This window comes from Comamonas brasiliensis (assembly GCF_018292285.1).
In the GTDB taxonomy this organism is placed as follows: Bacteria; Pseudomonadota; Gammaproteobacteria; order Burkholderiales; family Burkholderiaceae_C; genus Comamonas; species Comamonas brasiliensis.
The window spans coordinates 51,899-64,165 of record NZ_JAANES010000005.1 but is presented as its reverse complement, the minus strand read 5'-3'; the positions used below and the strand labels follow the sequence as shown (position 1 = coordinate 64,165).

At 62.7% G+C, this 12,267-nt stretch carries 11 protein-coding genes and 1 pseudogene; 8 read left to right on the top strand and 4 right to left on the bottom strand.

The annotated features are described in order from the left end of the window. Positions 1-72: 72 nt before the first annotated feature. Positions 73-582: a hypothetical protein gene (locus DJFAAGMI_RS19445; protein ID WP_043005525.1), complete on the bottom strand. Its 510-nt coding sequence runs from the start codon at positions 580-582 to the stop codon at positions 73-75. A 188-nt stretch (positions 583-770) separates the two neighbouring features. Between DJFAAGMI_RS19445 and DJFAAGMI_RS19440 the strand changes: the two genes are divergently transcribed. After that, complete coding sequence (locus DJFAAGMI_RS19440) at positions 771-1,241, top strand: helix-turn-helix domain-containing protein (protein ID WP_211458503.1); 471 nt, start codon at positions 771-773, stop codon at positions 1,239-1,241. 48 nt (positions 1,242-1,289) lie between these two features. Here the strand turns inward: DJFAAGMI_RS19440 and DJFAAGMI_RS19435 are convergent, their stop codons facing one another. Further along, positions 1,290-2,312, bottom strand: a complete 1,023-nt coding sequence (locus DJFAAGMI_RS19435; RefSeq protein WP_211458501.1) for a GlxA family transcriptional regulator — start codon at positions 2,310-2,312, stop codon at positions 1,290-1,292. A gap of 179 nt (positions 2,313-2,491) precedes the next feature. Between DJFAAGMI_RS19435 and DJFAAGMI_RS19430 the strand changes: the two genes are divergently transcribed. Beyond that, positions 2,492-3,280: a hypothetical protein gene (locus tag DJFAAGMI_RS19430; RefSeq protein ID WP_211458499.1), complete on the top strand. Its 789-nt coding sequence runs from the start codon at positions 2,492-2,494 to the stop codon at positions 3,278-3,280. A 139-nt stretch (positions 3,281-3,419) separates the two neighbouring features. Beyond that, positions 3,420-4,352: pseudogene (locus DJFAAGMI_RS19425) on the top strand (IS5 family transposase). Positions 4,353-4,496: 144 nt separating this feature from the next. Here DJFAAGMI_RS19425 and DJFAAGMI_RS19420 read toward each other — a convergent pair. Next, on the bottom strand, positions 4,497-5,417 hold the full coding sequence (locus tag DJFAAGMI_RS19420) for a LysR family transcriptional regulator (protein ID WP_211458497.1): 921 nt from the start codon (positions 5,415-5,417) through the stop codon (positions 4,497-4,499). 97 nt (positions 5,418-5,514) lie between these two features. On the opposite strand from DJFAAGMI_RS19420, the gene leuC reads away from it, so the two are divergent. From leuC to fghA, 5 genes are all read left to right on the top strand, one after another. Beyond that, positions 5,515-6,930: a 3-isopropylmalate dehydratase large subunit gene (leuC, locus tag DJFAAGMI_RS19415; protein ID WP_211458495.1), complete on the top strand. Its 1,416-nt coding sequence runs from the start codon at positions 5,515-5,517 to the stop codon at positions 6,928-6,930. Then, on the top strand, positions 6,923-7,606 hold the full coding sequence (gene leuD, locus DJFAAGMI_RS19410) for a 3-isopropylmalate dehydratase small subunit (protein WP_211458493.1): 684 nt from the start codon (positions 6,923-6,925) through the stop codon (positions 7,604-7,606). Before leuC ends, leuD begins: the two co-directional genes overlap by 8 nt. Beyond that, positions 7,606-8,487: an alpha/beta fold hydrolase gene (locus DJFAAGMI_RS19405; protein ID WP_211458793.1), complete on the top strand. Its 882-nt coding sequence runs from the start codon at positions 7,606-7,608 to the stop codon at positions 8,485-8,487. Before leuD ends, DJFAAGMI_RS19405 begins: the two co-directional genes overlap by 1 nt. A 411-nt stretch (positions 8,488-8,898) precedes the next feature. Next, positions 8,899-10,020, top strand: coding sequence for an S-(hydroxymethyl)glutathione dehydrogenase/class III alcohol dehydrogenase (locus DJFAAGMI_RS19400; protein WP_211458488.1), 1,122 nt, complete (start codon positions 8,899-8,901; stop codon positions 10,018-10,020). 261 nt (positions 10,021-10,281) lie between these two features. Beyond that, complete coding sequence (gene fghA, locus DJFAAGMI_RS19395) at positions 10,282-11,133, top strand: S-formylglutathione hydrolase (RefSeq protein WP_211458486.1); 852 nt, start codon at positions 10,282-10,284, stop codon at positions 11,131-11,133. A gap of 48 nt (positions 11,134-11,181) precedes the next feature. Here fghA and DJFAAGMI_RS19390 read toward each other — a convergent pair whose 3' ends face one another. Then, complete coding sequence (locus tag DJFAAGMI_RS19390; protein ID WP_249334560.1) at positions 11,182-12,129, bottom strand: GGDEF domain-containing protein; 948 nt, start codon at positions 12,127-12,129, stop codon at positions 11,182-11,184. Between the last annotated feature and the right edge of the window lie 138 nt (positions 12,130-12,267).

The following is a 12,267-nucleotide window of genomic DNA, read 5'->3' as shown; positions in this document are numbered from 1 at the left end:
GAAAACGCCCTGAAGCAGTTCAGGGCGTTTTTCGTTTCGCAGCGCTGCCTCTGGCCGCCGGGCACATTCCTGTCAGTGCTCGTCGCTGACCTTGTGGTCTTCGCTCTTGGCCTGCTGCATCGCCTCAGGCTCCAGCTCTTCCGCCGAGCGGTTCAGGTGCACGAACACGCCCCATCCCGCGAGCAGGACGCCCACGGAAACCAGCAAGGCTGCGGGATACAGCATCTGCTCGGGGGTCTCCTGTGCCTTGAAGGTCGCCACCAGGCCCTCGATCGCCAGGGCCACCACCAGCACCACCATGAAACGTGACAGAAAGCGGCGCACCCGCGTCGGCCCGCTGATATGGGCCTCGCGCACCACTTCCTCCTCCACCATGGTCTGCGAGATCTGCAATGCCACCACGCCCGAGGCCAGAATTCCCAGCGCCTCCACCGCATGCAGCGTGGACTCCGGCTGCAAGCCTCCCACGATGACGCCCCAGGCCTTGGTCACGGCAATCCACACCAGGCTCAGCGCGGCAAAACCGAACAGCAGGGCAATCAGGGAATGGGTGACGGCGTAAATCAGGTGAACAAGCTTCATGGCGCAACCTCCGGATATGCCGCCAATGCTCGCAGACCTCGGGTGGGCGCCCCGTAGGACAGACATGGAACTGGTCCGCGCTACGTACCCGGCGCGCCCGTCCCGAACACCCTTGCCGCTGTTCATCGGTTACAGGCCAGCACCCGGTTTTGCTCATTTCGACCGCCAAATCGAAATACCATTGCGCAATGCCCCGCCAGAACACCAGCCCCGCAGACTTTCCGCCAGCCATCCTGGTACAGATCGAAGAACTTGCCCAAGGCATCGTGGCGCAGCGCAAGCAACGGGGCGAAACACAGGCGCAGTGGGCGGCCAGGCTCGGCATCTCCCAACCGACCATGGCGCGCATCGAGCGCGGCGATCCCTCCGTGGCCATGGCAACCTATGTATCCTGCCTGTGGCAGCTCAACCCTGCGCTGGATCTGACCCGGCTGCTCGCCCCGGCAGCAACGCAGGCCAGGACGCCAGCGCTGGCATCGGCATGCCGTGCGGAGGCGCCCAGCCTCGACAGGAAAAGAAATGCCTTGCCAAAGAAGGCGAAACCCGCCGCCGAGCCTGTCATCAAGATCGTGAACCACGATGAGCAGCAGGCGCAGATCGAGCGCAATTTTGCGGCCGCCAAGGCTGCTCTGGATTTCTTCAAGAGCCCTCTGTTCTGATCGGCTGGCCGAAAAAACGGCTGCTTCCGACAGAATGCCGCAAGCCCATCAGTCTCCGAACCGCTCCCGATAGACCACGGGTGTGATGCCCAGCTTGCGCACGAACAGATGCCGCAGCGCCTGCTCGGAGCCGAGGCCGACCTTGGCGGCCACGGTCTTGAGCGGCAGGGAGCCCAGATTCTCCAGCAATTGCTTGGCGCGCTCCAGGCGGGCGTTTTCCACAAAGCTGCTGGGGCTGCAGCCGGTCTCCTGCTGAAAGACGCGGCGAAAGTTGCGTTCGCTCATCGCGGCCTTGTCCGCCAGCAGCGCCAGCGGCATGGGCTGGTCCAGATGCTCCAGCACCCACTGCTGAGCGGCCTGCACGGCGCTGTGCTGCGTGGCCTGTGCGGCCAGGGATACGCTGAACTGCGACTGACCGCCGGGGCGCTTGAGATACATGACCAGATCGCGTGCCACCTGCAGCGCCAGCGCATGGCCGAAGTCATGCTCCACCACCGCCAGCGCCAGATCGATACCGGCAGTGACGCCGGCCGAAGTCCAGAGCTGACGCATGCCGTCGCTGTCCTTGATTTCGTCGCACACATAGATCGCATCGGCATCCACCTGCACCCGCGGATAACGCTGGGCAAGCGCCCCGGCCACACTCCAGTGCGTGGCGGCGCGGCGCTCATCGAGCAGACCAGCAGCTGCCAGGAAAAAGCTGCCGCTGCACAGCGCAATCATGCGCCCGACCTCTGGCGCCACTCGCGCCACCCAGTCCACCAGCTCGGGCGAGGCCGCCAGCACCTGCTCGATATGGCGCGCCCCCACCAGCAGCACCGTGCACCCCGTGCCCTCGGCCTCGACCTGCGCCAGGGTATGGCTGGCCTGCAAGCCCATCAAGGTGTCCGAGGGCACCAGACCGGCCTGCGACGCCACCACCCGCACCATATATCCGTCAGGCAGGCCCTTCTGCCGCAGATGCACATTGGCATAGTCAAACACGGACATGGGACCAATGGCTTCCAGCGCCTTGAAGCCGGGGTAGACAACCAGATCGACGCGGTGGGCGCCAGCGTGATGGTGTTCCATACAAAAATCAGAGCAGTTCAAGCATATAAAACCAGCGCTGCAGGCACTTGCAGCGCACAAGCCTCGACTATACGCAAGCCCTCTTGGCACCTCGGACCGGCCGACTCATCCACTGCTAAAGTCCGGGGCTTCTACCCCTTTGCCTGCCCATGATTCCCGGACCTCTTTTCACACTGCCCATGCTGTTGCTGCTGCTCGCTCCCCTGGTGGCAGCCGGCCTGAGCCTGTGGCTGCTGCTGCGCGGGCTGTTCTGGTGGCGGCGCCATAGGCACGCCCCCACCTCCGAGCGCCCGCCGTTCTGGCACTGGCCCGTCGTGGTGGTGGCGATATTGGCCCTGGCCGGCGATCTCTGGGGCCTGGTGCTGGCGCGCAAGCTGGTGCAGATTGAAGAGGCCGTGACGCTGCGGGCCCACTATCGAGAAAGCCGACAGCGCTTTGTACTGCCCGAGGACTTCCGCTATGGCGAGCAGCTATTCCCCAAGGGCACCTTGATCAATCGCTACGACGCCTTTGACAACGGCGAGCGCCAGCGACCGCTAGGTCTGCGAGGACTGAGCGCGGCACGCTTCGCGCAGCCGGTGCAGATCGCGGGCGCCTGGGTCAACGCCATCGGCAACCACACGGTGGAGCTGGCCCGGGACCAGCGCCTCGGTCCAGTGTTCCACTTCGATCCCGACGTCGACCCGGGTTATGGCGCCTGGGTGGTCGACCCGAAGCGCTCCTATCTGGAATGCCGCAAGGGCGATATCGCCAGCCTGCATGTGCCCTTGATCGGCTATGACATCCAGGCCGAGTTTCTGGTCGGAGCCCCCGACGGCCCCGAGGCGCGCTACCGTCCCAGCCAATGGGGCTTCATCGATTGCCAGGAGGGCAAGCCCGCCATTGAGGTGCAGCCGGCCTATGACGGCCCGGCACAACCAGACGCACACCTGCGGGTATGGGGGACGCTGATACCGAATGAGGATTGATCGGGCGAAGCTGCACACGCCGGGGTTCTCTGTGCTGCCGGGATGCTGCGGCCCCGCCTCGCCATTTGCCTGTAACGAGGCCAGCCATAGGCCGGCGTTGTTGCACAAATCGCCGACCAGGGTCCGGTAGCCTCGGATGATGAGTCAGTCCCCGCAGTCCAAATCCCGTTACCGCATCACCAATTGGAAGCAATGCAACACAGCGCTCAAAGCGCGGGGCTCATTGACCATCTGGCTGGATAAAAGTATGTCCTGGTTTGCCGCTGCCAGCGGCAAACGCGGGCGCAGCCCGCAGTTCCCGGATGCAGCGATTCAGTTCTGCCTGACCATCAAAAAACTCTTTGGGTTGGCCTTGCGGCAGACCACAGGCTTTGTTCAGTCACTACTGGCGTTGTCTGGACTGATGTGGCCGGTCCCCGACTTCAGCACGTTGTGTCGCCGCCAGCGCAGTCTGGATTTGTAGGTGGCGTACCGCTCTAGCGCAGCCGGCCTGCACCTGCTGATTGACTCCACGGGCATTAAATTCTTGGGAGAAGGCGAGTGGAAATGCAAAAAGCATGGGCCGGAGCGTCGGCGCCAATGGCGCAAGCTGCACATCGGCATTGATGCGCAAACGCTGCAGGTACGGGCTATCTGCGTCACCTTTAACAATGTCACTGACGCTGCGGTGATGCCGCAGCTATTGACGCAAGTCCCGGGTGATGAGCCGCTGCTGACCGTAACAGGCGACGGGGCCTATGACACTCAGCCCGTGCATGAGGCGGTCATGCAGCGCAAAGCCACTACCATCATTCCCCCGAGAAAGAATGCAAGGATGCGCAAAGGCGATGTCTTTGTGCACCGCAATGCGGCTATCGCCGCATGCAGGCGCTTCGGTCGCAAGCTATGGAAAAGCTGGAGTGGTTACCACCGGCGCAGCTTGGTCGAGACCAAGATGAGCTGTATCAAGCGGCTGGGTAAACGAGTGATGTCACGCACGTTCGAGCGGCAGGTCAACGAACTGCACATTCGGGTCGCTATCCTCAATCGGTTTACTAAGCTGGGTTGCCCGCAGACGGTAGCTGTGGCATAGCCACGTCTGGGGTTGGGGAAATCTGGCCTGAGGCTGATTCATGCAACAACGCCATGCTCTCAACTACACGAATTCTGTCTGCTATGGGTACATGAACTACCTCCTGGTAGTCCAAGTTTTTGTCCGCCCCCCCCGGCACGGGCATCACCAAGTTGCATCCGCTCTTCCTGGCGGGCGTTGGGGCGCAAACACGTCAACCAGATGATCAACCAGCGCCTTTGTTTTGGCGGGCAGATGGGCTCCGCCATGGAACTGAACATACACATCAGCCGGAGGCAGTCGCCATTCAGGCAAGACCACCTTGAGGAGCCCTTCCCTAATGAGGGCCCCTACCTCCCACTCCGATCGCATCAGAATGCCGTGCCCGGCCATGGCCCATGCGGATGCCGACTCCCCGTCGTTCGCACTCAGAGGGCCTCGGACCTTGACAGTCTCTGCCTGTGAACCGTTGCGCAAATGCCAGGTGCCAAATGCCTCATCGCCCTCACGGATGAAAAGGCAGGCGTGCCGGGCCAATTCCTGCGGAGTGGACGGCTCCCCGGCCTCTTTCAAATACAGCGCAGAGGCGCAGAGCACCCGCCTGTTGCGTGCCAACACCCTGGCCGTCCAGCGTGAGTCCGGCATATCACCCAGCCGGATGACCACGTCGAAGTTGTCTTCGATGAGGTTGGCAGGACGGTCGCTCAAGTGGAGCTGCACTTCAACCTCCGGGAAACGGCGTGCAAACACTCCCAGGGCAGGTGCGATGTGCTTGCGACCGAAGCCGAAGCTGGCGTTTACGCGTATCAGTCCTTGCGGAACGGCTGCCACACCGCCGATGGCTCGTTCAAGGGCGCCCAGCTCGGTCAGAAGACGCCCCCCTTCCACCAGGTATCGCTCCCCCTCGGGCGTGAGGCTCATGCGGCGAGTAGTCCGTTGCATGAGGCGTGCGCCCAGCCTGGCTTCAAGTCCCGCAAGCCGTTTGCTGACCGCGGGGCCTGTGACACCCAGTTGCTGAGCGGCGCCTCGCATGCTGCCTTCCTTGCTGAGCATGGCAAAAAAGGCAAGGTCTGAAAATCCATCCATTGATAACTCCAGCGACCGAAAGCGATTACCTATCAGATATTGTATGTTTCTGACTCACCTGTGAAACTGGTAGCACTCCACGACATAGAGCGCTCACATGAATCGCACCCTTTATCGCAAGCTGGTCGACGCACATACCGTCGCCCAGCTCGACGAGCAGAACGTCTTGCTGTTCTGCGACCTGCATCTGATGAATGAGTACACCAGCCCTCAAGCCTTCGCAGGCCTGGATGAGCACGGGCGCCGGGTGCTCATGCCCGGCCAGAACGTGGCCGTTGTAAGCCATGTCATTCCGACGGAGCCGGGCACGATCCGGGTTATCCGGGAGGCTGCGCCAGCGCTTCAGGCCAGCAACCTGCGCAAGAATTGCGAGCAGCATGACATCCCGCTCTTCGACCCCCAGGATGCCCTGCAGGGAATCGAGCATGTTGTGGCGCCTGAGCACGGCATGATCCGCCCGGGCATGGTCGTGATTTGCGGAGACTCTCACACAACCACCTATGGCGCGCTGGGCGCCTTGGGCTTCGGCATCGGTACCTCGGAAGTCGAGCATGTGCTGGCGACACAGACGCTTGTCTACCGGCTGGCCAAGGACATGCGCATCCGAGTCGACGGCGTGCTGCCAGTGGGCACGACCGCCAAAGACCTTATCCTCATGCTCATTGGACATATAGGAGCCCAAGGGGCCAGAGGCCACGTCATCGAGTTCTGCGGCACGGCGTTCGAAGCGATGTCCATCGAGTCGCGCTTCACCGTCTGCAACATGGCGGTCGAAGCCGGAGCTCGCGGCGCTCTGATTGCGCCAGACCGGAAGGCAGCCAGGTATGTGCTTGAGCGTGCGACGGACTTGCACGGTGTTGCGCGCGACGCCGCGCTTCAGCATTGGGAAACCCTGCACAGCGATGAAGCTGCGGTGTTCCATGTCGAACATCGCTTCGATGCAAGCGATGCAGCACCCCACGTAACCTGGGGCACCAGCCCTGACCAGGTGATACCGATTGGCGGCGCGACTCCCGACCCGGCTACACAGACCTCGGCGCCGATGCGCCGCAGTACGGAGCAGGCGCTGCGCTATACCGGCCTGGCAGCAGGCGTCCCCCTTGAAGGCACAGCCATCCAGCATGTCTTCATCGGTTCATGCACCAATGCTCGCATCGAAGACCTGCGTGCCGTCGCGGAAGTAGTTCGCGGCCGCCACGTTGCCAAGGGAGTGCGTGCCATGGTGGTACCAGGCTCCGGCGCGGTCAAGCGGCAGGCCGAAGCCGAAGGCATCGCAAGCCTGCTTATGGATGCAGGCTTTGAATGGCGGGAGCCAGGTTGCTCGATGTGCCTGGCCATGAACGGAGACATCCTGGCGGACGGCGTCCGCTGTGCGTCAACGACCAATCGCAACTTCGAGGGAAGACAGGGGCGCGGCGCCATCACCCACCTCATGAGCCCTGCCATGGCGGCAGCCGCAGCCATCACTGGCACGATTACCGACGTTCGCCGTCTGGAGACCCATCATGCGTGAGCAACACATTCTGTCCGGAAAGATGGCGCCCTTGGCCATCGAGAATCTGGACACCGACCAGATCATGCCCAAACAGTTTCTGCACGGCATCGACAAGGCCGGGCTCGACAAAGGCCTGCTGTACGACCTGCGGTTTGATGCCGAAGGCCGCAAGCGCTCAGACTTTGTGCTCAACAGGCCTGAACGCGCAGACGTCGAAGTATTGGTGGCGGGAGCGAACTTTGGCTGCGGCTCCAGCCGCGAGCACGCAGTCTGGGGATTGCAGCAATACGGCATACAAGCAGTCGTCGCCCCCAGCTTCGGGGAAATCTTCTACTCCAACGCGATGAACAACCAGCTGCTGCTGGTGATGCTCCCGGAAGAGGAAATCACCAGGCTCATGGCCGATGCCGCCAGCCCGGAGACCTCGCACATCCATATTGACCTTGAAAATCTTCGAGTCAGAAGCTGCAACGTGGATGCATTCTTTACGCTCTCGGAGCGGCACCACCGCATGCAACTGGAACGCAGGGACCTCATCGGCATGTCTCTGACCTACCAGGCCCAGATCGAGCAATTTGCGCGCCTTCACTGGGAATCCCACCCCTGGATGAAAAACGTGGCCTCGCGCACTCGCCAGCAACTGGGCCATACTCCGCGAGCGCAGGGCATTGCCCACCTTGGGGAGATCGCATGATGTTTGAAGGCTTCACTGCTCAAGATGTACCGGTCAACGGCACGGTACTTCGTTGCCGCATAGGAGGCTCGGGGCCTGCTTTGCTGCTGCTGCATGGACATCCGCAGACCCACGTCATGTGGCACCGGGTGGCCCCTGCTCTTGCCGAAAGATTCACTGTGGTTTGCGCAGACTTGCGGGGCTATGGCGATTCTGCAAGACCCGATGCCGGCCCCGAAAGCCACGCCTACAGCAAGCGCACAATGGCGGCGGATATGGCGGAGCTGATGTCCACACTGGGCTTTGCACAGTTTCGCATCGCTGCGCATGACCGGGGCGCCCGCGTGGCCCACCGGCTGCTGCTTGACCATCCGGGCCGGGTCCTGCGTGCGATGCTGCTGGACATTGCGCCAACGCTCGACATGTATGAACAGACAGGCGAAGCGTTCGCCAGGGCTTACTGGCACTGGTTCTTTCTTATCCAGGCTGCACCACTGCCAGAGAGGCTTATCGAAGCGGACCCTTGCGCCTACATCCGGGATGTAATGGGCCGACGCCACGCCGGGCTCGGCGCCTTTGCGCCTGAAGCACTGCAGGAGTACCTGCGCTGCATTGCCATCCCGGGTACCGCTGCATCCATCTGTGCGGACTACAGAGCCTCAGCGGGCATCGACCTGGAGCACGACCGCGCAGATCGAGCCAAGGGGCAAAAGGTGACGGTGCCACTGAGAGTGCTGTGGGGCGCGGAAGGCGCGGTTGGCCGCTGCTTTCCAGTGCTTGACCTGTGGCGCAAGGCTGCAGCCGAAGTCACGGGAAAAGCGCTCGACTGCGGACACTACATCGCCGAAGAACAGCCTGCCGATCTATTGGAAGAGATGCTGGATTTCTTCGCCACCAGATGACCCAACGCTGAAGAGAGGCTCGCAACTGACCAGGCAATACCGCCGCTGCGGCATTCCAGGTCTGCCATAGGCCTCACTGTCCTCTCAGTCCTCTAACTTGCGGGTCACATGCGATCAGCACACCCAAGCTGACTAGCGGCTCTTCCTGGACAGGAACTCTCTCATCAATCTCGCAGGACCAGCCGAGTCGTAGGCTGTGCCGAGAACTCCAATGCCATGGAATCGTCAACCAGCTGAAAGCGATGTAGCGAACCGTGTGACATTCGGCCAAAGAGCCGCCATCTGCGGCCACGAACTTCCACAGGGCGGCGGGATCGCCTACATTCACACTTCACACCCGGTGCGCCCGGCCAGACCCAGAGCCTGGCTCAGGCTGCCACCGCATCCTCAGCCTTCCAAGAAAGACCAGCCATGAAATCCCGCGCCGCCGTAGCCTTCAAAGCCGGAGAACCCCTGCAAATCGTCGAAATCGACGTCGCGCCACCCAAGGCTGGCGAGGTGCTGGTCAAGATCACCCACACCGGCGTCTGTCACACCGACGCCTTCACCCTGAGCGGTGATGACCCCGAAGGCATCTTCCCCGCAGTGCTGGGCCATGAAGGCGCGGGCATCGTGGTGGAAGTGGGCGAAGGCGTGACCAGCGTCCAGCCCGGCGATCATGTGATTCCGCTGTACACCGCCGAATGCGGCGAATGCTTGTTCTGCAAGAGCGGCAAGACCAATCTGTGCGTGGCCGTGCGCGCCACCCAGGGCAAGGGCGTGATGCCTGACGGCACGACACGCTTCAGCTACAACGGCGAGCCCATTTATCACTACATGGGCTGCTCGACCTTCAGCGAATACACCGTGGTTGCCGCCGTCTCGCTGGCCAAGGTCAACCCCGATGCCAACCCCGAGCAGGTCTGCCTGCTGGGCTGCGGCGTGACCACCGGTCTGGGCGCGGTCAAGAACACCGCCAAGGTGCAGGAAGGCGACACCGTGGCCGTGTTCGGCCTGGGCGGCATCGGCCTGGCCGTGATCCAGGGTGCCAAGCTGGCCAAGGCCGGCCGCATCATCGCCGTCGACACCAACCCCGGCAAGTTCGAGTTGGCCAAGACCTTCGGCGCCACCGACTGCGTGAATCCCAAGGACTTCGACAAGCCCATCCAGCAAGTGATCGTCGAGATGACCGGCTGGGGCGTGGATCACACCTTCGAATGCATCGGCAATGTGGACGTGATGCGCGCGGCGCTGGAATGCGCCCACCGCGGCTGGGGCCAGTCGGTCATCATCGGCGTGGCCGGTGCCGGTCAAGAGATCAAGACCCGCCCCTTCCAGCTGGTGACGGGCCGCAAGTGGCTGGGTACGGCCTTTGGCGGCGTCAAGGGCCGCAGCGAGCTGCCCGGCATGGTGGAAGACGCCATGGCCGGCAAGATTCAGCTCGAACCCTTCGTCACCCACACCATGGGCCTGAAGCACATCAACGAAGCCTTCGAGCTGATGCACGAGGGCAAATCGATTCGCTCGGTCGTCAACTACGCCGACGCTTCGTAACCCCCTGAGGCGCTGCGCCTGGGCGGCCCCGCGCCTTCCCCTCTCTCTTCGGGAGGGGGACGACAGCATCGCTGCGGGGTGGCTGGGCCGCCTAGGCCCTTGCTTGCTGTCCTCTACTCAGGAGGTGCAAGTTTTAGTGCCATTCCCCGTACTTTCGATTTCATAGCTGCTTGCGTATGCAATGACTGGCTTTCAGATACAAAACTGCTGCAATCGCTTTATAAATAAGCGCTAGCAGCTTTTCTTTTAGGAGTAAGCGCCATGGAACTCAAGAACGCCCACGCCTGCTTTGGTGGCGCCCAGCGCTATTACGAACACCATAGTTCCGAGATCGGCCTGGCCATGAAGTTCTCGGTCTATCTGCCGCCCAAGGCCGTGATGGGCGAGAAGGTGCCGGCCCTGCTCTATCTGGCCGGCCTGACCTGTACCGAAGAAACCTTCATGATCAAGGCCGGCGCCCAGCGCCTGGCCTCCGCACTCAATATCGCCCTGATCTGCCCCGATACCAGCCCGCGCGGCGCGGGTCTGGCGGGCGAAGCCGACAGCTGGGACTTCGGCGTGGGCGCCGGCTTCTACCTGGATGCGACCACCCGGCCCTGGGCGCTGCACTGGCGCATGGAGAGCTACATCCTCAATGACCTGCTGCCCCTGGTCGGCAGCAAGCTGCCCGTGGACCTGCAGCGTCTGGGCATCTTCGGCCACAGCATGGGTGGCCACGGCGCGCTGACCCTGGCATTGCGCCACCCCGGCCGCTTCAAGTCGGTCTCGGCCTTTGCACCGATTGCCAACCCGCTCAACTGTCCCTGGGGCCACAAGGCTTTCAGCGGCTATCTGGGCGAAGACAAGGCCGAATGGGCCAGGCATGACGCCAGCGAGCTGATGAGCGCGCAGACCGCTGCACCCTACCCCGCAGGCATCCTCGTCGACCAGGGCCTGGCCGACAAGTTCCTGATCGAAAAGCAACTGCTGCCCGAGGCCTTCGAAGCCGCCTGCGCCAAGGCTGGCCAACCGCTCACGCTGCGCCGGCATGCGGGCTATGACCATGGCTACTATTTCATCCAGAGCTTTGTCGACGACCATCTGCGCCACCATGCGCAGCAGTTGGGCGCCTGATTCTGCGGGCGTGGCCCGGCCAATGGCGCCGGGCCCTTCTGCCAGGCCTCAGGCCAGGCCGTAGTTCGATTGGTTTCCATCCGCTACGACCGCCCGGTGTCCGGCCTGCCGCTTGGCGGCGTACAAGGCCTGATCCGCGCGGCGCATGATGTCCTCCAGGCTGCTGTCGGTCGGCAGGAAATGCGCAATCCCGACGCTGAGCGTGGGCACGGGATCGGTCGTGGCATACAGTTGCAGCGCCTGTCGCCCCACATCCAGCAGCCCTCGCGCCAGGGTGGTGATCTCGGCGATGCTGCGGCCGCCGCACAGCACGGCGAATTCATTGGCACCCAGGCGACCGAACACATGCTCTGGAGCCAGCAGAGGACTCACGGCGGCGGCCAGATCGCGCAGCGCCTGATCCCCTGCGGTATGGCCCAACGCCTCATTGATGGCTCTGAAGTAATCCACATCAAAGCTCAGGAGACAGGCCGGCAAGCCTTGCTGCCTGTGGACCGTATAGGCCTGAGCCAGCTCGCGCATAAAGCCCCGGCGATTGCGCAGCCCCGTCAACTCATCGGTCAGGCTCTGCTCCTGCAGCTGTTGCTGCAGGCGCTTGTTGGCCGTGATGTTGCCAGCCACCCAGACCACGGCCTGTTCACCCCAGAACAGCTCCTCCAGGGCACTGATGCGACCTTCAAACCAGGTCGCCTCGGCAGGCCCGCCCTGGGGAAGCCCCAACAGATCGGCTGCGCCCAGCTCGTACTCCACCACCAGCACCCGCTGACTGCTCAGCGCCTCCCGGATCTGCTGCAGAAACCAGAGCGCCTTGGCCGGAGCCAGCACATCGGCAATGAACCGGCCTACCAGCACCGTGGCGTCAGGGCGGAAGCGCTGGTGCTTGCCACCGAGGACTGCGGCATAACGTCCCGACTCCGTGAAGACGAAGGTGGGGTCCGGCAGGCCGTTGCAGAGGCTTTTGTACTGGCGGGCAGTGAAAAATGGGGTGTCGGGCATGAGCGCAAGCAGAGCAGGATCGGGAAATTCGCGAAGAATCGTTTTTTCGACCGCCGGCAGTGACACGGGCGTACCTCATGCAAAGATAACCGCCTGATGGCGGCTGTTCTTTCATCTAGATCAAACTATGAGTGGTGT

Excerpts from the sequence above, each read along its gene's own strand:
- DJFAAGMI_RS19435 (WP_211458501.1), bottom strand. The coding sequence starts at position 2,312 with ATGGAACACCATCACGCTGGCGCCCACCGCGTCGATCTGGTTGTCTAC.
- DJFAAGMI_RS19445 (WP_043005525.1), bottom strand. The coding sequence starts at position 582 with ATGAAGCTTGTTCACCTGATTTACGCCGTCACCCATTCCCTGATTGCC.
- DJFAAGMI_RS19400 (WP_211458488.1), top strand. The coding sequence starts at position 8,899 with ATGAAATCCCGCGCCGCCGTAGCCTTCAAAGCCGGAGAACCCCTGCAA.
- DJFAAGMI_RS19430 (WP_211458499.1), top strand. The coding sequence starts at position 2,492 with ATGCTGTTGCTGCTGCTCGCTCCCCTGGTGGCAGCCGGCCTGAGCCTG.
- DJFAAGMI_RS19390 (WP_249334560.1), bottom strand. The coding sequence starts at position 12,129 with ATGCCCGACACCCCATTTTTCACTGCCCGCCAGTACAAAAGCCTCTGC.
- leuC (WP_211458495.1), top strand. The coding sequence starts at position 5,515 with ATGAATCGCACCCTTTATCGCAAGCTGGTCGACGCACATACCGTCGCC.
- DJFAAGMI_RS19440 (WP_211458503.1), top strand. The coding sequence starts at position 771 with ATGCCCCGCCAGAACACCAGCCCCGCAGACTTTCCGCCAGCCATCCTG.
- fghA (WP_211458486.1), top strand. The coding sequence starts at position 10,282 with ATGGAACTCAAGAACGCCCACGCCTGCTTTGGTGGCGCCCAGCGCTAT.
- leuD (WP_211458493.1), top strand. The coding sequence starts at position 6,923 with ATGCGTGAGCAACACATTCTGTCCGGAAAGATGGCGCCCTTGGCCATC.
- DJFAAGMI_RS19420 (WP_211458497.1), bottom strand. The coding sequence starts at position 5,417 with ATGGATGGATTTTCAGACCTTGCCTTTTTTGCCATGCTCAGCAAGGAA.
- DJFAAGMI_RS19405 (WP_211458793.1), top strand. The coding sequence starts at position 7,606 with ATGTTTGAAGGCTTCACTGCTCAAGATGTACCGGTCAACGGCACGGTA.